The organism is Anabaena sp. TISTR 8404 (genome assembly GCF_056847745.1).
In genome coordinates this window covers 2,677,356-2,700,263 of sequence record NZ_CP180578.1, presented here as the reverse complement: position 1 = coordinate 2,700,263, position 22,908 = coordinate 2,677,356, and the positions used below count along the sequence as shown (strand labels likewise).

The 22,908-nt window shown below is 39.2% G+C and carries 19 protein-coding genes and 1 pseudogene; 9 read left to right on the top strand and 11 right to left on the bottom strand.

From position 1 onward, the window contains the following. Nucleotides 1-5 precede the first annotated feature (5 nt). Nucleotides 6-2,552: a beta strand repeat-containing protein gene (locus ACMX3D_RS11675; protein WP_482751577.1), complete on the bottom strand. Its 2,547-nt coding sequence runs from the start codon at nt 2,550-2,552 to the stop codon at nt 6-8. A 677-nt stretch (nt 2,553-3,229) separates the two neighbouring features. Between ACMX3D_RS11675 and thrC the strand changes: the two genes are divergently transcribed. Both thrC and ACMX3D_RS11665 read left to right on the top strand, forming a co-directional pair. Then, nucleotides 3,230-4,534 (top strand): threonine synthase, encoded by a 1,305-nt coding sequence (gene thrC / locus ACMX3D_RS11670; RefSeq protein WP_482751576.1) that lies wholly within the window; start codon nt 3,230-3,232, stop codon nt 4,532-4,534. Nucleotides 4,535-4,651: 117 nt separating this feature from the next. Then, nucleotides 4,652-4,927, top strand: a complete 276-nt coding sequence (locus ACMX3D_RS11665) for a MoaD/ThiS family protein (protein ID WP_482751575.1) — start codon at nt 4,652-4,654, stop codon at nt 4,925-4,927. A gap of 268 nt (nt 4,928-5,195) precedes the next feature. On the opposite strand, the gene ACMX3D_RS11660 is transcribed toward ACMX3D_RS11665, so the two are convergent. Then, on the bottom strand, nt 5,196-5,783 hold the full coding sequence (locus ACMX3D_RS11660) for a thioredoxin family protein (RefSeq protein ID WP_482752322.1): 588 nt from the start codon (nt 5,781-5,783) through the stop codon (nt 5,196-5,198). 99 nt (nt 5,784-5,882) lie between these two features. Here ACMX3D_RS11660 and ACMX3D_RS11655 point away from each other — a divergent pair, with 99 nt between their 5' ends. Then, entirely contained in the window at nt 5,883-6,287 is a 405-nt protein-coding gene (locus ACMX3D_RS11655) for an NIL domain-containing protein (RefSeq protein ID WP_015111384.1), read from the top strand. On the opposite strand, the gene ACMX3D_RS11650 is transcribed toward ACMX3D_RS11655, so the two are convergent. Then, nucleotides 6,284-7,351 (bottom strand): DUF3616 domain-containing protein, encoded by a 1,068-nt coding sequence (locus tag ACMX3D_RS11650; RefSeq protein ID WP_482751574.1) that lies wholly within the window; start codon nt 7,349-7,351, stop codon nt 6,284-6,286. The genes ACMX3D_RS11655 and ACMX3D_RS11650 overlap by 4 nt on opposite strands. A gap of 450 nt (nt 7,352-7,801) precedes the next feature. On the opposite strand from ACMX3D_RS11650, the gene ACMX3D_RS11645 reads away from it, so the two are divergent. After that, nucleotides 7,802-8,794 carry a CHAD domain-containing protein gene (locus ACMX3D_RS11645; protein WP_482751573.1) on the top strand — a complete coding sequence of 331 codons (993 nt, stop codon included), beginning with the start codon at nt 7,802-7,804 and terminating at the stop codon, nt 8,792-8,794. A 175-nt stretch (nt 8,795-8,969) separates the two neighbouring features. On the opposite strand, the gene ACMX3D_RS11640 is transcribed toward ACMX3D_RS11645, so the two are convergent. From ACMX3D_RS11640 to ACMX3D_RS11625, 4 genes and pseudogenes are all read right to left on the bottom strand, one after another. Beyond that, complete coding sequence (locus tag ACMX3D_RS11640) at nt 8,970-9,785, bottom strand: hypothetical protein (RefSeq protein ID WP_482751572.1); 816 nt, start codon at nt 9,783-9,785, stop codon at nt 8,970-8,972. A gap of 193 nt (nt 9,786-9,978) precedes the next feature. Beyond that, nucleotides 9,979-10,410: pseudogene (locus ACMX3D_RS11635) on the bottom strand (acyl-CoA thioesterase). Nucleotides 10,411-10,521: 111 nt separating this feature from the next. Beyond that, the gene (locus tag ACMX3D_RS11630; RefSeq protein WP_482751571.1) at nt 10,522-10,911 is read right to left on the bottom strand and encodes a tautomerase family protein; all 390 of its coding nucleotides are present in this window, start codon (nt 10,909-10,911) and stop codon (nt 10,522-10,524) included. Then, entirely contained in the window at nt 10,898-11,503 is a 606-nt protein-coding gene (locus tag ACMX3D_RS11625; RefSeq protein ID WP_482751570.1) for a TetR family transcriptional regulator C-terminal domain-containing protein, read from the bottom strand. Before ACMX3D_RS11625 ends, ACMX3D_RS11630 begins: the two co-directional genes overlap by 14 nt. Before the next feature lie 103 nt (nt 11,504-11,606). On the opposite strand from ACMX3D_RS11625, the gene ACMX3D_RS11620 reads away from it, so the two are divergent. Both ACMX3D_RS11620 and ACMX3D_RS11615 read left to right on the top strand, forming a co-directional pair. Beyond that, a complete protein-coding gene (locus tag ACMX3D_RS11620; RefSeq protein WP_482751569.1) occupies nt 11,607-12,482 on the top strand; it encodes an oxygenase MpaB family protein in 876 nt (291 codons plus the stop codon). Nucleotides 12,483-12,569: 87 nt separating this feature from the next. Beyond that, complete coding sequence (locus ACMX3D_RS11615) at nt 12,570-13,304, top strand: DUF1995 family protein (protein ID WP_482751568.1); 735 nt, start codon at nt 12,570-12,572, stop codon at nt 13,302-13,304. A gap of 235 nt (nt 13,305-13,539) precedes the next feature. Here ACMX3D_RS11615 and ACMX3D_RS11610 read toward each other — a convergent pair whose 3' ends face one another. Then, nucleotides 13,540-14,232, bottom strand: coding sequence for a DevA family ABC transporter ATP-binding protein (locus tag ACMX3D_RS11610; protein WP_482751567.1), 693 nt, complete (start codon nt 14,230-14,232; stop codon nt 13,540-13,542). Between the two features lie 326 nt (nt 14,233-14,558). Here ACMX3D_RS11610 and ACMX3D_RS11605 point away from each other — a divergent pair, with 326 nt between their 5' ends. Continuing rightward, a complete protein-coding gene (locus ACMX3D_RS11605; RefSeq protein ID WP_482751566.1) occupies nt 14,559-15,146 on the top strand; it encodes a Uma2 family endonuclease in 588 nt (195 codons plus the stop codon). Nucleotides 15,147-15,163: 17 nt separating this feature from the next. Here the strand turns inward: ACMX3D_RS11605 and devC are convergent, their stop codons facing one another. Then, nucleotides 15,164-16,336: an ABC transporter permease DevC gene (devC, locus tag ACMX3D_RS11600; RefSeq protein WP_482752321.1), complete on the bottom strand. Its 1,173-nt coding sequence runs from the start codon at nt 16,334-16,336 to the stop codon at nt 15,164-15,166. Between the two features lie 68 nt (nt 16,337-16,404). Beyond that, nucleotides 16,405-17,601: an ABC exporter membrane fusion protein gene (locus ACMX3D_RS11595; protein WP_482751565.1), complete on the bottom strand. Its 1,197-nt coding sequence runs from the start codon at nt 17,599-17,601 to the stop codon at nt 16,405-16,407. Between the two features lie 389 nt (nt 17,602-17,990). On the opposite strand from ACMX3D_RS11595, the gene ACMX3D_RS11590 reads away from it, so the two are divergent. After that, entirely contained in the window at nt 17,991-18,608 is a 618-nt protein-coding gene (locus ACMX3D_RS11590; protein ID WP_482751564.1) for a TetR/AcrR family transcriptional regulator, read from the top strand. Here ACMX3D_RS11590 and ACMX3D_RS11585 read toward each other — a convergent pair. Next, nucleotides 18,592-20,205: a glycosyltransferase family 39 protein gene (locus ACMX3D_RS11585; RefSeq protein ID WP_482751563.1), complete on the bottom strand. Its 1,614-nt coding sequence runs from the start codon at nt 20,203-20,205 to the stop codon at nt 18,592-18,594. The two genes, ACMX3D_RS11590 and ACMX3D_RS11585, sit on opposite strands and share 17 nt — an antisense overlap. Before the next feature lie 382 nt (nt 20,206-20,587). Here ACMX3D_RS11585 and ACMX3D_RS11580 point away from each other — a divergent pair, with 382 nt between their 5' ends. After that, a complete protein-coding gene (locus ACMX3D_RS11580; protein ID WP_482751562.1) occupies nt 20,588-22,906 on the top strand; it encodes a cation:proton antiporter domain-containing protein in 2,319 nt (772 codons plus the stop codon). The last annotated feature ends 2 nt before the right edge of the window (nt 22,907-22,908 follow it).

The following is a 22,908-nucleotide window of genomic DNA, read 5'->3' as shown; positions in this document are numbered from 1 at the left end:
TCATACTAGTTAACCTTACGTTGGAAGATAAATGTTCTTGTTTGACCTGGTGCAACCGGATTATTAAGGGTATTTACATACTTAGTGACATCCGTAGCCGCAGTAGCACCACTTTGTTCACTACCAAGAAGAGTAGTAGCAGGATCACCACTGAAAAATGTGAGTGTGCTGCTACCAGAGTCTTTAGCCGAGCCAACAACATGACTTGTATCAATTACGCCATTGGAGGGTGCGTTATCTTTTGCCCAGTTATTTGGTGATGCAGTACCATCTTCGGTAATTACTACATTAACTGCATTCAAAGTTACATTACTGCTACCACTCCCTGGCTGTGGTTCAGAAATATTTTTATACTGAATTAGGTACTCAATAATATTTCCTGGCGCAGGTTTTTTCGGTGTTGTACTGAAAGTACCATCACTACCTTGAACTGCTGGCCCAAATCCTTGTAAAATCCGTGACTGTTTTATCAGTTGCAAGAAACCAGTGTAGACGCGATCAATAGTGGTGTTTGTGGCTGCATCATCTAATAAACCGTTAGCATTAGTGTCAATGAAAGCTGTAATTGGTACAGGGAAACCGCGTTCAAAACCAGGATCAGTTGAAAGTTGTGTACCATTAGGTAGGTCAACAGTCACAGTGTAGTTAGCTGTACCGTTTGCTGCTATTCCATCAATTCGCACTGGGTTTGTGGGACTAACTGGGTTACCTCCCACAACACCAGTACCATTCGTGAATGTAAATGTCGTGCCATTGTATGTATAAGTGGCAGTAGTCGCACCATTGTTAGCGGATATAGTTACAACTGTACCTACTGGTAAGTGACTTGCATTAGCAGGTGGTGTAGGTACTATGGAGATATTGTCTGCTTGAGTACCACTATTTCTAATGGTGTTATTGAAAGTAACTACATTTGGATCAAATGTTGAACCTGGAGCAATATTAGCCGGAACATTAGAAGACTTGTTTGTAAAGTCATCATTGTTATTTGTTGGCCCTACTGCATCTGGTTGCCCATTTGGGCCATTCAGTAGTGTGGTAGTGTATATTGCAAAAACGTTAGCTTCACCACCAGAGCCTTGACCAGTGTTGTCATTATTGGTGTCAGTTCCTGTTGTGTTCAGAACACCTGGATTAGTTTTCGGGTCATCAAGATAACCATTAGGTACAGTAGGCGGTAACTGATCTGGTACGCCATCCCCATTATTGTCGGTAGTTGGTGGGGGTGTCATGTTACCTGGAGACCCGTCAAAGTTGCTGGGATTTTGGTCACCAGACTCATCCAGTACGGGAGCATTTGTTTCGGGTGTTTTACCGAATACTTGAGCGATGTTGGCGATGGTTAAAGGTGCAGTCTGTCCAGTTTTAACTTTTAACTGAATAGAGAATTGGGTGAGTTGTGCATCCGCAGCAGGTAAGTATGTACTCGTATTACCATCTACAGTGGCTTTAACAAAACCGATGCGAGTGACTGTAGATAAAGCTGGTGCTGTGGTTGTCCAGGTAGCAGCATTAGCAGGTGTAGAGGGCGAAGTAGTAGAGTAAACTACAGTCCAACCAGTGGGTGCGGTTGGTGCTGCTGCTAATTCTGTTCCAAAAGGAATAGCATCAGAAACTAAGATATTTTTGCCAGTAAGACCAGGCACATCAGAACCCGCTAAAGCTGAAGGAGTGATGTTTTGCCCTGTGTTATCTATAGACCTAACTTGCAAACTCAAGCTGTAGTTGATGGTATCGTCTGTGATATCTGCTGGTGTATTCTGGTTGCTATAAGCGCTACGAGTTTTGAGTATGGTAGCTAAGGAATAATACTTAGGAGCGATTGTGATGCTGGCTGATGCGCTGCCTTCTACTACACCGTTAGCAGGTACACCTAAAACTTCTCCAGGTGTACCATCAGGATTATCAACAGTGTAAACATCTCTAGCGTCATTAACAGATCCGGCACGCGGGGAATTAGTTGCAGTATCAGCAGGTGTAGTTTCCCCTAAAGTAACTTTAATTGTTTGACCTGGTGTTACTCCTGAATTTACTGTGACTGGTACTCGTACCTGTATCGTCCCATTAATAGGTATAGAAGGTGTAGTGAAGCCGCCAGCCGGAACATCTGTCCATGTTGCCCCATTGTCGGTGCTGTATTGTAATGTGCCTACTGTACCTGGGCCTGTAATACCAGCTTGGGTAGGAAGTTGGAACTGAGTCGGGTCGTTGCCGATGTTAGTAATAGTAAAAGGAAAATATACCAGATCACCTGATTGCAGAGTTCCACCGTTGTTATCTACAGGTGTACCAGCCACAACGGAGATACCAGCTACTTCAGCAACGGTGACAGTTACAGTGTTAGAAGTACTATTAATTGGTACGTTGGGATTGTTGGGGTCTTCGTAGGTGGCTGTCGCTTGGTTATTGATAGGTGTACCTGGGGCTGTTGGCGTAGTTTGAGCTAACACAGGAGAGACCAAAAAAAAGCCATTCGCCAGTAATGTTGTTGCTGCTAAGCTTCTGTAGAACTTGATACTCGTAGTTTTTTTAATTTTGTGACGAAGTTTCATTTAGTTAATATAGTTACTTGGCATATTCAGGTAATGAAAATCAGTCTGTTATTGCTGTATCAGACGAAATGATTCCAAAGCAATATAAATTACTTCGGAATACTGGTTTAACTACATATATAAACGTGCAATAGCGATGTAATTAGTTTTAGCTAACTCAGTTTTATTTACTGATATTGAGCCGACTAGTTGTTACACAGCGATCGCGTAACAATCACAACGTTAAATCAACTACATCTAATTCCAAAACAGTTTAAATACTAATATGTCAAAAATTCACACTCAAAAACCCTAAGTCTTATTACTTAAGTAAAGATTAATTTATATTATATTTTTATACTAAATATCTGTTATGCTTCCGTATGTACGTATTCTAATGAGCAAGAGAATACGTTTTTGCGAAGTTATTTAGACAGGACTTACGCAGAAAGGTTATCTGTTGAGACTGGGTGTAGGGGTGTAGGTGTTTAACGCCCTTACACCCTCATACCCTTACCTTCCTACACCCCTATACCCCTGCACTCTTCCCTCAAACCCTTAATTTTTCGTTTTCATGCGTAAGTCCTATTAGATTACCGGAACATACCCGATAATTTTTGTCGGGTATGTTTGACTGGTATTTTTACTCGTGATACTATCAAGCGACAGTTGACGGACAAACAGGGAAAGTGATCGCTATGACTCAGGCAACCTCCACACACACCCAAACAACCAACGCCACCTTAGAAGCTTTGAAATGTAAGGAATGTGGCGCGGAATACGAACTCAAAGCTAGTCATGTTTGTGAGTTTTGCTTTGGGCCTTTGGAAGTGAAATATAACTACAGCAATCTCCGCCTGAGTGTTAGCCGCGAAAAAATTCAAGCAGGGCCAAATTCAATTTGGCGCTATCGTCAATTTTTACCTGTTGCAACTGACAATGTAATTGATGTCGGAACTGGGATGACTCCTTTGGTGCGTTCCCAGCGCTTAGCCCGTCGCCTGGGTCTGAACAAGCTTTACATTAAAAATGATGCCGTCAACATGCCCACCCTCAGTTTCAAGGATCGGGTGGTATCAGTAGCACTGTCTCGTGCTAGAGAATTAGGGTTCACCACAGTATCTTGTGCAAGTACTGGTAACTTAGCAAATTCTACAGCTGCGATCGCTGCTCACGCTGGTTTAGATTGCTGTGTATTCATTCCCTCTGATTTAGAAGCAGGTAAAGTTTTGGGCAGCTTGATTTACAGCCCAACTCTCATGGCTGTCAAAGGCAACTATGATCAGGTAAACCGCTTGTGTTCTGAAGTTGCGAATACACATGGTTGGGGTTTTGTGAACATTAATCTGCGTCCCTACTATTCAGAAGGTTCCAAAACTCTTGGCTTTGAAGTTGCTGAACAACTTGGTTGGGAACTACCAGATCATATAGTTGCACCTCTGGCTTCTGGTTCACTATTTACCAAAATCTACAAAGGCTTCCAAGAATTTGTCGAAGTTGGTTTGGTAGAAGGTAAAAAAGTGCGTTTCAGCGGCGCACAAGCTGAAGGTTGTTCCCCTATCGCCCAAGCATTTAGAGAAGACCGCGACTTCATCAAACCTGTGAAACCAAATACAATTGCTAAATCGATCGCAATTGGTAATCCAGCAGATGGTGTATATGCTGTCGAAATTGCTAAGAAAACAGGCGGTAATATTGAATCAGTTACCGATGCAGAAATTATTGAAGGCATCAAACTGTTGGCAGAAACCGAAGGCATCTTCACAGAAACAGCTGGCGGTACAACCATAGCTGTGCTGAAAAAATTGGTGGAAGCTGGCAAAATTGACCCAGATGAAACTACCGTTGTTTACATCACTGGTAATGGTTTGAAAACCCAAGAAGCAGTTCAAGGTTACATTGGCGAACCATTAACTATTGATGCCAAACTCGATAGTTTTGAACGTGCGCTAGAACGTTCTCGCACCCTTGACCGCTTAGAATGGCAACAAGTTCTTGTCTAAAGTCTGAAGTTTAAAGTCTGAAGTCTGAAAGATTTAAACCCAAAGGGGTTGCTCGCAGGCTTCACATTTCATACTTCATAACTTCACACTTCACACTTCACACTTCATACTTCAATTATGGCTGTAACTGTTTTAGTTCCTACTGCTCTCCAAAAGTTCACAAATAATCAAGCTACCATAGAGTGCAGCGGTAGTAATATTTCTGAGTTGTTCGATGCTTTAGAAACAAGCTGTCCTGGTATCAAATCTCGCTTGTGTGATGAACAAGGACAACCGCGCCGCTTTTTAAATTTATATGTTAATAGCGAAGACATTCGCTTTTTAGAAGGAACAGCTACACCCTTGAAAGATGGTGATGAGGTAAGTATTGTACCCGCTGTTGCAGGTGGTTGATCTGGCAAAGTCTAAATTAGTAAAATCCGCTTTCTACAGCAAGTCAATCAAGTCAGTATAGCAAAAATTTATCCCCTATTTATCCCTGTTTATAGAGGATGAACTCTTAACCCAGTCTTGTAAACTGGGTTATTTTATTGTTGTCAAATGACTTTAAAAAAATACAGGATCATCCATTAATAGGATTCATCCTGTAATTCTGTGATTAACAAACTAAAACTGTTGGTATTGGTCAACGTGATCATATCTGGAATAACCAGATATGATATTAATTCACTACCTGACTACCATGACTGCGGGGGTCGTCTTGAGTTTTTGGTGTAACTGAGGTGGAAACTTTAGAAGTTTTACCACTAGCTTGGGCATAAGGTAAAGGCGTACCAGCTACTAACGCCTCGACATTATTAGCCATGATAGTACGAGGTATATCACCGATCGCCTGGGCTATGCTTTCTCCATCTTTAGTTAAAAATACAAAATGGGGAATGCCATCTACACGGTATTTCAGCATTTCTGGCAACCATTTGTTATTATCTACGTTCAGCATGACAAAATTTGCTTTGTCTGCATACTGCTGTTCTAGTTGAGCCATATCTGGAGCCATTTTTTGGCAGACAGTACACCAGTCAGCGTAAAACTCAACTATTGATGGTTTACCGTTAGTTAAAGCGACATCTAGGGGTGTAGAGTTTTTACCCAATTCTGCTACGGAAATAGAATTACTTTCAGTTCTTAACCCTAAGAAGAGGGCAACGCTGAGGACAATCGCTACTATTACAATTAAGAAGTTTCTCAAACGCCCCCCAAATGTAGATTCCGGCTTGGCGGGAGAATTCACGGGTGCTTCTGTAGTCATAGCAAATTTATTCATACTTATAATGCCACTATTTAGTTTATCGTTTTCTCTGTTTGTGACCTCGGCTCCCTAAAACTTAGACCAATCTCTGCTAAATCTGTGAAAAAACGAGTTACCCTTACCTTTCCCAAACGCGCCATTCAAATGCCAGTAACTTACGTATTGGCAAAAGATTTTAATGTAGCTGCCAATATTATCCGCGCCCAAGTTGCTCCTAATCAAATTGGCAAACTGGTGGTAGAACTATCAGGAGACATCGATCAGTTAGATGCAGCAATTGAGTGGATGCGATCGCGTCATATTGGTGTCTCTTCGAGTTTAGGAGAAATTGCCATTGATGAAGATGTCTGTGTTGACTGTGGCTTGTGTACTGGGGTATGTCCGACAGAAGCCCTCAGTCTACACCCAGAAACATACAAGTTAACATTTACGCGATCGCGCTGCATTGTTTGTGAACAGTGTATTCCGACTTGCCCTGTACAAGCGATTTCTACGAACCTTTAATTTAATTGAAATACATCTGCTGTGACGCTGCGATCGTCAATTAACCTAGTCTCGGCTGGAGAATCATAAACTACCAACACAGAAGGTACTCCAGATATATCTTGAAATAAAGTCATGCCCTCAGCATGGTCATTGCGATCGCCATAAGGAATTTCTTGCACAAGCTGTGGATAGTTTAGAAGATTGTCTGGCGAGTTAACACCATTTTGCCAACGATAAACTTGCACTGGGCCATCTAAATCCATTGTTGGCCCAGCTAAAATCAATAAATCTGTTCCATCCACACACAAATCTCGAATTCCTAACCCATTCAAGCAAACAAAATGTTTTTTATATTCTTTGTTTTCTGTACCAATCTGCAAAAGTTTCATCACTCCAGGGCTAGAATCTTCTAACTCAATTTCTAGAACTATAGCCCAACCTCGCAATACAGGGCCGCGCAGACCCAAAAAAATTCGGTTTTGATAAATCCCTAAACCTTCAATATCAAAACCATTATCTTTGCCTGGAATTGCAGCTTTAATAAATGAACCCAAATGAGGATCATTTGCTAAAGCTACCATAAGTAAGTTACCTTGCTCTGTTATCTCTAATTGGGCAGATGTTAACTGCACATTTGAGTCTTTTGGGTGTTGACAAGACAAACGTAGATTGCCGTCTATCAAGGGAATTCTGCCTAAAATGTAACGGTTGGGTTCTAATTCAATTTCTGCCAGCCGAGCAATATTTTTTTGATCAGACTTATCTGGCTTTGGTTTTTTACGCTTGTAGCTATGAGAACCGACCAACCATAAATAGTAATCTGTATAAGCCAGTCCTTCAATATCAATTTCTTGTTCTTCAGAAGCAGGTAGATTGAGAAAATCAGCTACTCGGAACTGTTGATGTTGGGCAAATATATTTTTCTCAGCAAAACTTAGCCGTTCCAGGGTTGTAGTTTCATCGGAACCCAGCCATAAATGCTTGTCATTTGTTAGCATTACTCCAGAAATATCTGTTCTGTGTTTTCGGAAACTTTCAGTAAATGAAAGTACTATTTGCTGGATTAAATGTGGGTTTTTCATTTTTTATTAATTATTTGCAATTGAAAAATTAACTTTGATGTTTGAAATTTTATAGTGAATATTATATATTAGGTAATTATATTTTTATTTAAAAATCTTTGTGATCGCCCATAGAAAATCGACTACAAATTTATCATATTTTAAAGTTTAATACATTTTTTTAAATCAATTAAAAAAATAATATAGACTAGATTTCATAAAAAGTATATTTATGTTAATAACTAAAAACTTGATAAAAATTATCAAGTTTTTATTCGAGTTTTCAGTAAATAAACATAGAAAATAAATTTGTATTTATGGGTGCTTTCGCATTTAGTAACTAAGTTTCATGTTAATATGAATGCCTATCATTGTAGCTGTAAAGTTAAAAAAAATATCTAAAGATAGATGGAAGTTTTTAGCTAATGCTATTATGCAATAAAACAAATAAGTAACTAGTTGTTATTAATCATGAAATTAGCTACCAAACCCACAGTAAAAACTCTAGGGGAATACGCCTATCAAGCTATTCAAAAACATTTTAATAAAACTTTAAAGTACGAAAAAACTGTTAAAAAAGATGAAGATCCCGAAGCATTACACCAAATGCGTGTAGGTATGCGCCGTCTCCGCACCGCAGTTAGTAGATTTGATATAGCTCTAAATTTGCCAAAGCCAGCCAGTGATAAAAATATTGGTAAAATTGCTCGTCGGCTTGGTAGCCTTCGAGATTTAGATGTATTAAAAGAAAGTTTAGAAACTAGTTATCAACCAAAATTACCCGAAAAAGAACAAGAATCTCTACGTAAAGTCTTTCAGACTTTAGCAAAACAGCGAGAAGATGCATTAGAAAAAGTGTTGAAGACATTCAAAGATGAACCGTATAAGTCTTTTAAGCAAACATTAGAAGAGTGGTTAGAAAAACCTAGCTATCAGTCTTTAGCTTCTCCACCAATTCAGCAAGTACTACCTGATTTGCTATTACCTGAAGTGAGTATTTTTTTCCTACATCCAGGATGGCTAGTTGGAACCCAAGTTACCGAGTCTAATGTGAAAGTTCGCACTGACTGGAAACCAGAAAAGATAGAACAACATTTAACTAACAAAGGCGACACAATTCATGATTTACGCAAACAAGCCAAACGTGTGCGTTATCAAATGGAATTATTTGCTGATTTGTATACTGACTCTTACGCAGCTTATATTGCAGAAGTAAAAAGCATACAAGACATTTTAGGTAGCATTCAAGACAGTGTAGTTCTGGGAGAATGGTTGACAGATGTTTTTAAATCAGAATTTAACACTCATTTACCCACACTAGCTAATTTATTAGCTGAAAATCGTTATCAATTATGGCAGCAGTGGCAACCTTTACAAGAGCGTTTCCTGACAGTTGAAAATAGGCATGATTTTCATTTAGCTATATTACAACCATCGGAAAATTATAGAGTTACTTCTCATTAGTCATTTACATGTATTTTTTATGAGATTGTCTGCTGTTGTCTTGTATTAACGAGGAGATAAACGCATCTATTTTGTTCAATGTCATTTGAGCAAACTTACATTTCTGTCCTTATGCTGTTAACAGCAAGAAGGACAGAATGCAAAAATATTAAATTTTTAACCTATTTACTGTTATTTAACAGTATTTTTGAATTCCCGAATGTAATTGACTGGCTGCTTCAATAGGTAAAGAGTTATCTAAATTCTTTATAGATTTTTCTAGGTGATTAGCTTCCGTAGCAATAAATTTATTTTGTATACATAAATTGCTTTTATTGGGTATTAGACTAGAACTAATGGGGTAAGCAATGATATCCGATGAATGAATAATATTTACCCATTTGAGATTTTGTTTTTGATATTGTAAGATAAACTCATTAATAGTTTCAGCTTGAATATCAAATATCATATTAAATAAAATTACTGGTGAACCCATAGTAGTTATACTCCCTAATTCCACTTTATCTTTAATTAATGAGCGGAACTTAAAGGCTGCATCACCAGGCTGAAATTTAGTGGAAAAGAGTATATCCCATAAAATTACAGTTCCCATCGAATGAGCAATTAGATGTATTTCTTTCTCTTCAGGATGATTATTGATAAAATCTTCTAAGTGTTCTGTAATAGACGCTCGTATTTTTGCACCTCTTTCAACGTTAAGATAAGTAAAGGCATCTCCTACAAAATCAGAGAGAAATTGTTCTCTAAATTCTTGTCCACGAAAAATATCTTGATGATTGGTATTAGGATATTCTTCACAAACACTTTCTAACTCTTGCTGAATAAAATTCCATATTTTACCTTTAGAGTTTAAAACATCAGCATAGAAACCTGAATGAAAGTATGGTAAAGATTTGCCCCTATTTAAAAACTTATTTTTAATTAAAGATTTTAATGGTTCAGCAAATTTCACTTTTGATTCAGCTACGCCATGAATAAAAAATACAAGCATTATATTCCTAGCCAAATGACAATGCTTGCAATTTACTCCATGATATTGCAAATCAACAATGTAGAAAAAACTTAGAAATATATCCTTTAATAATTTAGGTGCGAAAATTTACTTTTTCTTTCCCTGATTCAACTCACGCCTACGTAACTTTACTATAATAAAGACCGAATGGTTTGTAATTGGATAAAAAATTTTAACTTTGCTGACACTCTGCATATTTCTTTTGCAATTCTGCTGGGATGGGAATAGGACGATTATTTTGCAAACTCACAAACGCACCTTTTTGTGTAGCTACTGCTGCTAACTCATTATTAGAGAAAATTTTAGCTTGTACAGTCCATTTTAGCCGTCCTAATTCGCTCAACTATAAATTTCCAACTACTTTATCTATAAGTTTGATGGAACGTTTATAGCTGATTTCAGTTCCTAGTAGGATTGGTGTATAACCTTGCTCAATTTGTTGCTCAAGTTGCCAATGTTCATCTAAGAACTTTAAGCGTAAATCTTCTAGCCATCTGATATAAACAATGTTGCTGACAATTCCTGCAAAGTCGATGTCATAAGTTCTGACAGGAATTGTTAGTTTTACTTCTAAGGCTCTGTGCAGATGCTGATTTAATGCCATAATTTCTCCTTAAATTAATATTTAAGACTCAAAGGTCTGTTTGTTGTCAAACGTATCTAATCTAGATAATTATTGGGTAATTTTATTTTGGTTGATTACTGAGGCATAAATTCAAATTTCTACCTTGTAGTTCAAATTTAATTCATCTCCTGGAATTCCTCTAATTCCCCAGTTAGATTTAGGGGTCTCAAAGATAGTAATTTCAATATCATTAACAGAAATATTGAAAGTCTCATTAATATTTTGGAACAGGTTACAAATTAGCTCTTTTTTGGTTTCTATTGAGCGTCCCTCAAACATAACAATTTCAATAATCAGATAATTTTCTGACCGATCGCTGGGATAGTAAAAATTTTCTCTTTCTAGGGGGAAGAAACGGTGAAATTTCTTTTCAGGCGCAATTTTTAAAATTTCAATTAGAGATGTATGAACAATATTTGATAGTTCGGCTTTTATAGGATTAAGTTTATCTGCTAAACCGTAGATTTTAATTTGTACCATCGCTTTTAATATGAGTGTTTATATACTGTTTCAAGTGAGTAATTGCCCTTTGCATATAAATTTCATTGTCGTATAACTTACTCATCATCATCGCTCCTTCTAAGGTTGCAATGATAATAGTTGCGACTTCATCAACATTTACTCCAGGGCGAATTTCACCTCTATCAATTCCCTTGGTGATAATTTGAGCAATTAAGTTGAGCCAAGAGTTCATAGCTTTTTGCGCCCGATCTCGCAATGCAGGATGAGCATCATCACTCTCAATTGCTGTATTTAGCAGTGGACAACCGCCTTTAATCGGTGGATGCTCGACAAAGCTACTAAATACTTCAATAATCGCTTGCAGGCGTTCAATTGCATGATGTTGACTGCGCACTGCGGCTCTCGTCCGCTGACTAACAAGGGCGATCGCAAAATCAAAAGCTTGTAGTGCTAGTTCATCTTTGCTGGAGAAGTGATTGTAAATTCCTCCTTTCTGCAATCCAGTAACACGCATGATGTCTGAGATAGACGAACCTGCATATCCTTGTTGGTTAAACAGTTCCGCCGCTTGTTGGAGAATTCGCGTTTTGGTTTCTTCGCCTTTAGACATGAAAACATTACCGACCGATTGGTCTGATTAAGAATAACACGATAAAAAGTTGGAAATCAACTGTGATAGAGATGATTAACAATAAATACAGTCAGCGTAATTGATGAATATGTTTCGCAACCGCTATCAAAACCTAAATCTGATTCAGCAACTTGACCCAGTGCAAGACCATAGCCAGATATATTATCTGATGTCGGGGTATGAATTTACTTGGGAAATGCAGCGATCGCTCGAATTAGCCTTAATGCGAACTTATTGTGTTCCCAATATTTCTAAATTACTGGATAAGACAAAAGAATTTTATGAGCGTCCGCAAAAACGCTACGACGACACATCGATTATACTTGTGGAAATTATCAAGTGGGGTTATGAGAGCGATCGCGGTAAACAAGCATTGCAACGCATGAATGCCATCCACGGACGCTTTAAGATTGATAACGCAGATTATTTGTATGTACTTTCGACCTTTATTTATGATCCTATTCACTGGAATGCCAATTTTGGTTGGCGACAGATGTGCGAACAAGAAAAATTAGCTTCTTTTTACTTCTGGCGAGAAGTAGGTAAACGGATGCACATTCAAAATATCCCCGAAACCTACGCAGAGTTTGAACGCTATAAACAAGACTACGAACGTGATAACTTTCGCTATTCCGACACAAATCGCCGTGTTGGAGAAGGAACCCTCGCTTTATTTTTAAGTTGGTTTCCTTGGTGGATGCGACAACCCTTAAAACCAATCATCTATGCTTTACTTGATGAGACAATGCTCGATGCCTTTGGTTTTGAACATCCTTCACCATTGTTGCGCTCTACTATGGTAAGAATACTGAAATTCCGAGCCAAATTAATGCACTTGTTCCCACCCCGAACTCATACTGATTTTTATATTGATTCTCCTATTCCCAGTTATCCCAATGGTTACGAGATAGATAAAGTGGGGCCAGAAGATAAGGTAGCAAAATCACACGGTAAATAACGTTTGTGGTTGAGCAAGCGATCGCTGGGCGGTAAAACTGCAAAAATTAGGCATTGGTGATTCAATTTCTAAAACTAGATTTAAACTATGAGTCAACTTCCTAATACACTTGAAGATGCGATCGCTCAAGCTCGTGAAGCTACTAAAGCCGCTTTGGCAGATGGTTACACTCGTTTGCAAGTTGAGTTGCTGTTCCCCGAACTCAAACCTATGCCTGTAGCCGAACAATTTCTGCCGCTATTTGCGGAATACGAATCTCGTTTGAAGGTTTTCTTTGCCGATGCTGGTGGTGCAGCCTTAGCCCGCCGTGATTGGGTAGATGCACCATTTCAAATTTTTGATATCGGTACAGGTAGGGCTGCGTCGATTCAGTCTAAAATTCAGCCAGAAGACGAAATTTTCTTATTTGTTGCACCCACTGCTGTGGAAGTACCGCAACTAGAAAAAGTTTGTGAAATTATCGGCGATCGCGCTTTGGTGATGTTAAACCCACGTTTAGAAGATTCTGGTACTGTGGGTATTGGCTATGCTGCCAGACAAATCCGCGATCGCTTTATCAATACAATTGAATCTTGTTACTACCTGCGTCCAGTAGATGAAACCACGGCTGTATTTCGCTGCTATCCCGGACAGTGGGAAGTTTTAGTCCAAAAAGGCGAAACCTGGGAAAAAATTGCCGAATTGCCCAAAAAACCATCAGGTGATGATATAGATTATCTTCTCATGCAAGGGCGATCGCAGACATCAACTGATGCTACACCTGTGAAAAAGCCCAGTATGTTTAAGAGTTTGCAACGGTTTATCAAGGCTTTGAGTAGTTAGTCAAACAGAGGTAGCAAGGAAATATTTTTTGAGTAGAGACGCGAAATTTTGCGTCTCTACATCCTGGGAAATGAAGAAGAGTATCCTGTTTCCTATTCAATTTTAATAAATAAAAAAAGGTAGGAAGACCTACCTCATACCCAAAAAAAAGCATTTTGTAACCAAATACAGCATCTAATATCACACATACGTATGACGACAATATTGCAAACACACGACAAATTTGTGAATAATTTTACTTCTTAGCTGCTTGCACTAGTTTGCCATCTTCCATCTGTACAATGCGATCGGCAATGTCTAAAATCCGATGGTCATGAGTCACCATTAAGATGGTACAGCCTTGTTCTTTGGCAAGTTTTTGCATCAGGTTAACTACATCTCGCCCTGATTGGCTATCAAGCGCGGCGGTAGGTTCATCGGCTAGGACAATTTTGGGATAACTTACCAAGGCGCGGGCGATCGCTACTCTTTGTTTTTGTCCGCCTGAGAGTTTATCGGGATAGTAATGTAAGTGATTTCCCAATCCAACCTGCTCTAGCATCTGGGTTGAGCGAGTTTGTATTTCTTGTGAACTAATATGTGAGTGTAATTCTAAACCGATTTTGACGTTCTGCACTGCTGTTAAACTACCATGCAGATTGTGTGCTTGAAATATATAACCGTTATGGCGACGTGTCTGCACTAATTGTTCTGCTGTCGCACCGCAAAGTTCTTTTCCTAAAACCTGCAAGCTGCCAAACTGTGGAGAGCGCAGCCCACCTACTAAAGTTAATAAAGTAGTCTTACCAGAACCAGAAGGGCCAGTCAAAATAATTATTTCACCAGCGTTAATTTTTAAGTTGATTTTAAATAAAACTTGCTTACGCAAAGGCCCGTGTCCAAAATAGTGATTGAGATTTTCAATGGCAATAATGGGTTTGTAAGTCATAAGTAAGTTGTAATTAAATCAGGGATAATTATGATTTTTTGTCCTTGATACTCAAAATCAAATTTTATTGATGAAAAAATCTAATTACCTCATTAATTCGTAATTTTTTTAAACGCAGCGAAAAGTTGCGTGCGGGGGTTCCCCCCGTTGAGCAAACTTGTCAAGACAAAGGTATGCAGAGTCTTCATTCAAATTTTCTTTATGAACTTGTGAAATCCTGTACTAAGTATTTGATAGAAGTGTGATGCTGTTGCTATAAGAAAGGCGATTCCTATAAAAACGATACTAAAATTGAGAAATATATTGCTGCTCTTTGTACAGATAATATGAACACTAATACCGTCAGTTTACCTGCTCCCCTCGAATTAAGTATTGACTTAACTGACGAGCAATTTTTTCAGCTTTGTCAAAATAATCGTGACTTGAGATTCGAGCGTACAGCTACAGGAGAATTAATTATTATGCCACCTACAGGAAGCGAAACTGGTGATCGTAATGCCGATCTAACTTATCAGTTAAGAGCTTGGAGTCGCCAGAATCAGCTAGGAAAATCCTTTGACTCTTCTAGTGGTTTCAAACTTCCTAACGGTGCAGAGCGCTCCCCAGATGCGTCTTGGGTGAAAATGGAACGGTGGAATGCTTTGACTCAAGCCGAAAAAGAAAGATTTGCTCCTTTGTGTCCCGATTTTGTGGTGGAATTAATGTCTCCCAGTGATTCTCTAGAAAAGACACGCGCCAAAATGAGAGAATATATGGATAATGGCGCAAAACTAGGATGGTTGATTAATCGCCAACAGCAGCAGCTAGAAATTTATCGCCCCAATCAAGAAGTCGAAATTTTGCAAAGTCCACAAACTTTATCGGGAGAGGATGTTTTACCAGGGTTTGTTTTGGATTTAGCGGAAATATGGTGAATATTTTTCGACAACTTTTAAAACATATCAGCAGGGTCAGCAGATTGAAGTTTACGGGTAGCGATCGCTCCTGAAATCGCACACATGATAAAAGTTAAAATTATTACCTGCAATCCCCGCATTAAAGTCATATACATTGGCAGATTTGTAGCGGCGCGAGTTAGTTGGTAAAGTCCCAAGGATACTGCTACACCAGGGATAAAACCTAGTAATGCTAAAATTAATGCCTCTTCAAAAACTACACTAAGCAAATAGTAATTGCGATACCCGATCGCTTTAAAGGTGGCATATTCTTTGATATGGGCATTAACATCAGCAGAAAGAACTTGATAGACAATAATTACTCCAACAACAAATCCCATTGATACACCCAGGCTAAAAATAAACCCAATGGGTGAGTTTGTTCGCCAAAAGTTGTTTTCAAATTCAATAAATTCGGCATGAGTTAGCACCGTAACATCATCTCTGAGATGTGCTTGCAATGCCATTGCTACCTGTTTGGAATCATACCCAGGTTTTACCTGAATTAAAGCCAAACTAATACTACTTGACTGTCGCCGGGGAAATATCCGCAGAAAATTCTGATCACTAGTAATCAGGCTACCATCTGCCCCAAAAGATGCACCAACTTGGAATAATCCACTAATTTTAATTGTGCGTCGTTCGATTTCAGTAGTCAGGATTTTACCTTGATCAATTTGTGCGATCGCTTTTTGATAATCACCTCTAGCACCACGATCAAATAGAACATTATCAGGGAGGGCGATCGTCTGCAATTGTTGGTTGACATCAGGTAAATCAAACGCTGGCTTATTGGGATTAAACCCAATCACTAACACCCCCGTCTCACGTCGCGTTTGGGGATTCTTCCAAATACTGTTACTGAAATACATTGGTTCGGCTGACTTTACCCCTGGTACATCCATCGCTTGGTACAAGCGTCGCCGCGAAAACGAAGACATACTTTGCAGGTTACGGGCTTGAGGACTCAGTAACACAATATCTGCTTGTAAACTCCGATGCAGTCTTGTATTACTGTCATACAGTGCAGTCTCAAAGCCAAGCTGCATAAACATCAGCACATCAGCAAAAGCAATGCCTGATAATGCTACCAACAGACGACTTTTTTCATGACTCAGTTGCAGCCATCCTAACGGTGTGCGTCGCTGCATTTGTTTGATTAGTCCCATCATAATTAAGTGCTGAGTGCTGAGTAATAAGAGTTAAGTAATAAATTACCCTCCTGCCTCCTGCCTCCTCAAATTTGAATTACTACTTTGACTTGCATATTGCTAAGAGTGGCTGCTTTTTGGCTGGATGCTTTATCTAGTCGGATATGCACTTCGACTACGCGGTTATCAATATTGCTCATGGGATCAGTATTGACTAGATTCTGCCGACGTACTTGCAAGCCTTTGCGTTCTACTGTTCCTTGCAATTCAATTGGCAAAAAATCACCGACTATTTGCACTTTTTGTCCTGGACTGACTTTGCCGATATCACTTTCATAAACTTCAGCGACAACATACATCTGGCTGGTTTGTCCAATGTCCGCAATGCCATCATTGCCAATTAATTCACCTGGCTGGGTGTGAATTTCAATTACTTGGCCATCTTGGAGCGATCGCACGTAAGCTTGTTGTAAATTGGCCTTAGCCTGATTCATTGCTGCTACAGCACGATTTACTTCTGCTTGGGCAGCTTCGACATCAACTTTTGGGACTTCGGTAATTTGGTCTAGTGTGGCGGTGGCTTCTTTGAGTTGTTGCTGACTAGATGCTTGAATGCGTTTTAACTGTGCTTGGGCTTCTTGAAGATTTTTTTGGGCAGTTTCTAAATTTAAGCGTTTACTATCTCGTTGAGAAACTGAAATTGCCCCCTCTTGATAAAGAACTTGGTAGCGCTTATCTTCAAGTACAGCGTTGCGGACTTCGGCTTGCAACCGGGCAACTGTTGCGGCTTGGGAAGCAATATTTCCTTGTCTTTCTGCTTCTAGTCCGGCTATTTTGGCTGTTTGGGCGGCAATTTCTCCACGTTTTGCCCCTGCTTGAATGCGGTTTAGATTCGCTTGGGCGACTTTTACTTGTTCTTGTGCTTCTTTAAATGCTGCTTCTAAGCGATCGCGATTATCTAAAATGGCAATTACTTGCCCTGCTTTTACTTTATCCCCTTCATTAATTAACAATTGCTCGACTCGACTCACTTCTGTTGATGTCGAAGCTGAGAGTTTTATAACTTTTCCCTTTGGTTCAATTCGCCCCAAAGCTGTTACTGTTTTAATTTCTGGCAAAAGTGCTGCTGGAACTTGCGCCCTTTGATTAGCAACTTCCCGAAATTTCAATACAGTAAAAATACTGCTGCCAATTACGGTTAAAGATACAATAGTGGCTATAAAAAAGGGTGGACGGAAAATCGACTGACGAGATATCGGCCTACCTAGCTTTGAGTTCTGCACAATAGCATACCTTTGAAACCATTCCAAATCGGTTGATTCAAATTCGGGAAAATAAATTTTGGTAAATGCTGTGACCCAGTTTGGATAATTGGATGTAGAGAAGAGTATAGAGGTGTAAAATAACACCTACTTCCTTACACCCTCATACCCTTACACCCTGTTCTATGTAAGTCCTGATGTAGATGCTCAACGGTTATTAGAGAACAATGAAGCGTGAAATACAAAACTAAACCGTATAGTTATATAATTAGGATTATACTAAACCGAGTAGTTTAGTCAAGCGATCGCGGAAAAGTATTTACTATTTAAAACCATTGCTAGACTTACTTTCGACTCAAGTGTTACAGCTACAGAAATTCTTAAGACAGTTTACATAAGGAATATTGAAGATGGCACGCCCAAAAGTGGGAGAAACTGACCGTTCAAATTCAACAGAGAAAGTAGAAAAGATTCTCCAAGGGGCAATGCAGGAGTTTCTCGCTCACGGCTATGCTGCTACTAGTATGGATAAAGTAGCAGAAGCAGCCAGCGTTTCTAAAGCCACGGTATACAGCCACTTTCAAGATAAAGAAGGATTATTTCGGGCATTAATAGAGAAACTAGCTAGAAAGCGGTTTCATTCAATTTTGGGAACGCAACCCCTCCAAGGAGAACCTTACATCGTGCTGCGGAGGTTAGCCAAAACAGCGTTAGATCAGATGGTTAATGACCAAGAATATCAAGCATTTGAACGGTTGCTGATGGGAGAGTCAGCGCGTTTTCCCGAATTAGCGCAGGTATTTATCGCTAGTATTGCCAAACCCGCAATCGAGACTATCAGTAAATATTTAGCCTCTTGTTCTGAATTAAACATCCCAGATCCAGAAGCAACAGCCAGAATACTCATTGGTTCATTAGTGCATTTTGTGATTACACAGGAGATTATGCACGGTAAGAATATTATGCCAATGGAGAGCGATCGCTTAATTGATGCCTTAACTCACCTAATTGTCAATTGCGCTGATTAACAGCTTGTATTTTCCATAAACCAAAAACTAAATTTTTTTCCATATAAACAGGTTCTAGATTATAGTGAACCCTTAAATATTTACGTAAATTTATTGATGGATAGAACAAAAATAAGTTTTCTTTTACTTGAGAAATAACCAAATCTTGAGGCTGAGTAATTAGCTGAAAATTAACATCTGAATTAACTATATGAGTTAATCCTAAAATATAAGGGAATTTAGCATCACTTACTACTATAGGATGAGAAATTTGATTGATGACAGCAGCGACTTGATTTAATCTTAAATTATTTGCCGCACCTTTATTCCACCAAATGTCAGCAGAGGAGATAATTACACAAGATATCACCCCACCAAAAATTACAAAAATAGTGATTCCTCTCCAAATTTTTTGCCATTTTAGGCTTTGAAGTGCGACTAACTTACTAGCTAATAAATAAGCAACTGTTAATTGAATTCCTAAAAATGTCGGTATTAGATATCTAGCAACTCCCGAACGTCTACCGCCAAAGATAATATCAGGAATTATTAAGGCTATTGCCGTTGTTAAAGTTAAAGTGAATATAAATAACCAAGTAGTTTTAGGCGTTGAGCGACAGAGATAGTAAAATCCATAAGTAATCAATATTAAAAATGCCAAAGTAAATGGTATCAACCAAATTATTGCTTTAATTGATGTATTTTCATTAATAATTATCCAATCTAAAAAAATTCGGGTGATATTTAGCAGCCACTTACTAATTAAAGCTGGTAAACTAGTCGGTTCTGTTATCCAATCTAATCGTTGAATTCTACCAGCCATTCTGCTTTGATTAATAACTATCAGCCAAGGGATAAAAGCGATAATTGCTGCTGTTAGAGATAATATATAAGCCATTAATGTCTTAGTTATTTTAAATCTATTAATTCCTAATATATAAATGCCGTGTCCAAAAGCTAAAAAGATTGAGAACAAAAATGTGTAAAAACTCAAAGCCAGGGAAATTGTATAAATCAACCAACTGAAAAATGTTTTTTTCCTTAAAGCTAATAAAACTGAATAATTAGCCATGACAATAGTTAATGTCCATAAGCTATATTCTCTAGCTTCCTGAGCATATAAAACATGAAACGGAGAGATAGCTATCAGTGAAACAGCCATCCATCTTGTTAATGGCAATTCAAATAATTCTCGGCATAAATAATATATGCTGATTAAAGAAAGCACACTAATAATGGCAGATAAGCTTCTAATTGTAGCTACCGAGCTACCAAACCAAGCTGACCATAACCAAGCCAGACAGTAATATAGTGGTGGATGTTGAGAATCTTCTAAAGCCAGCCGCGTAATTGCACTACTAATACCTTGTGCAATATTGGGCTGTTGATATTGTTGTAATACGCCAACATTAACAATTTCACCATTATAAAATTTTTCAATAATTTCTGTACTAGCATGACCAGAAAGCCATAAAGAAGTATAAACTTCATCTGTCCAATAAACTTTTTGATCAATGTTAACAAAACGAAAATAAATCCCTAAAAGCAAGATAGAAATAACAATAATTGTTAGCCAGATATAATCTCTTTTGCGATGTTGACTAGCTAGATTTTTCATTGTCAGAGAAGTTAGTAGAATGTGAATTTAACTAATCCAGTCATAAGTACATTACAGGAAAAAGACTATCTCAAGATTTCTTTTTCCAGGCAACTCTTGGGTTAACTTCGAGCAAGTATTTTTTTATACTATAAACTTTTGCTGGCAATGCAGCATCAAATAAGTATTTTTGCTTATGAAACGGTTGTAATTAGCCTCATCTCTAAATTCATGGTTAGCAGTGACTTACAATGAACGATGCCAATCTATTCAATAGTTGTAGTTGGGCTGTTTCAACAAGAAAGCACAAATTTTGTCGCCTCAATACCAACAATTTAACCCTTAGATAGATAAAAATTTGTATGCTGAAGTTAACAGGTCTTAATAGTTCTTTTTAAAGATTGTGCAGGAAGATTTTAGATTAATTGTCGATTTAGTATCAGTTTTGGCAGTTGCAGCCTGTGGGGGACTGTTGGCATCCCTTTTAAAACAACCCGTGCTGTTGGGGTATCTCATCGGCGGAATGGTTGTTGGGCCTGCGGGGCTAGGGCTGATTAAAGAAGTTATTCAAGTAGAGACTCTAGCGCAGTTTGGAGTCGCCTTTTTATTATTTGCCTTGGGTGTAGAATTTTCTTTTGCTGAATTAAAAAAAGTAAAAGCGATCGCCCTTGGTGGAGGTGGACTACAAATAGCCTTGACAATCTTAGTCACAGTGGTAGTGTGTGGAGTAACGGGAGCTTGGGGCAGTTTACCCGCTAAAGGTGTATTTTTGGGGTCAATTCTCTCCTTGTCTTCCACCGCCGTTGTCCTCAAGTGCTTGATGGAGCGAAACGAGACGGAAACGCCCCACGGACAGGTAATGCTGGGGATTTTAGTGGTGCAGGACTTGGCTTTAGGGCTAATGCTTGCCGTCCTACCCGCGCTTCACGCACCGGCCGAAGTCATTGGTGTAGCAGTACTCACAGCGTTGGTGCGGATTGGTTTATTTGCCGCTGGGGCAGTAGTAGCGGGTATTTGGCTGATACCGCCATTATTGCGAATGTTAGCCCGCACGGAAAGTAGAGAATTATTTTTACTAGGTGTAGTGGCTCTATGCTTAGGTATTGCTCTGTTAACAGAGTATTTGGGCTTATCTATTGAAATGGGGGCTTTTGTCGCCGGCTTGATGATTTCTGAGGTGGAGTACGCTGACCAAACCCTGACTTACGTAGAACCGCTACGAGATATTTTTGCCAGTTTGTTCTTTGCCGCCATTGGGATGCTAATTGACCCAGTGTTTTTGTGGAACAATCTGGAATTAATTTTAGGCTTAGTAGCGCTGGTATTTGTCGGTAAGTTTTTGATTATTACTCCCTTAGTCAAACTGTTCCGCTACCCGTTGAAAACCGCCTTAATTGCTGGGTTAGGACTAGCACAAATTGGAGAATTTTCCTTTGTTCTAGCCAGTGAAGGTCAAGCGTTGGGGTTGGTGTCTCGACGCATATATTTATTAATTTTAGGAACTACAGCCGTTACGCTGATTTTGACTCCTTTTGTGCTACGGCTATTACCATTCCTGTTTAATTTTGCCGAATCCATGCCTTGGCTGAAACCTTATTTAGCTGGAGAAGGTGAAGCACGAGATGTATCGGAAGAATTACCTGTAAAAGACCATATAGTTGTCTGTGGCTATGGGCGTGTGGGCAAGAATTTGGTGAAGTTATTGCAACAGCATGACTTGCCTGTGGTAGTTATAGACCAATCCGAAAGTCGAATTCAGCAGTTACGGGATGCGGGAGTATCTTATGTTTATGGTAATTGCGTGAGTTTTCATGTTCTAGAAACCGCAGGTGTCAACCACGCCAAAGGAATGGCGATCGCACTTCCTGACCCCATGAGTACTCGTCTGTCCTTAAAACGTGCTTTAGAACTACATCCAGAATTAAATTTGGTTGTCCGCGCCACCCAAGACAAAAATATTGAAGTGCTTTATCAGCTAGGGGCTAGGGAAGTAGTACAACCAGAATTTGAAGCCAGCTTAGAAATGGCAACTTATTTATTAAATGGTTTAGGTTTCTCGCCATTTATCGTCCAACGCGAAATGCAGCAAATCCGTAATGATCATTACTTAGATTTACGGCCAGAGCGTTCTGCTTCCGAGGTTTCCCGTGATTTACACCAAGCAACCCGTGATTTAAATCGTCGTTGGTATCCCCTACCTTCTACTTCACCCCTAATTGGGATGAGCTTAGAAGAAGCCGATATGCGTTACTTAACAGGGGTCAGCTTGATGGCAATTCGCCGCGTTAACGGCAATGAAATCGACTATCCTAATAATCAAACCAAATTAGAGGAAGGCGATCGCTTGTTGGTTGTCGGCGCATCCGAAGAACTAGCAGCCTTAGAAGAATTCGCTCAGGGTAAGATAGCCGTTCCTGGAGAAAACACTGCTTGTCAGTGGATAGCTATTGAAGCGGATTCTCCGATTGAGAAGAAAACCCTTGCAGACTTGAGGAAACAGGATAAATCTGTACAGGTACAAGCACTGCGACGGGATGGCAAGTTTATTCGCCGCCCTGATGACAAAACAGAACTAAGAGTTGATGATCAAGTATTACTATGTGGTAGCTTACCGAGCTTGAATCAACTACAACCATTATTCGCCGCAGCCAATAAAGTGCCTTTATCTATCCCTATAGCCAAAGCTAATGAAGCGCAGACGCTGAAAGAGTTTCTGCCTTGAAG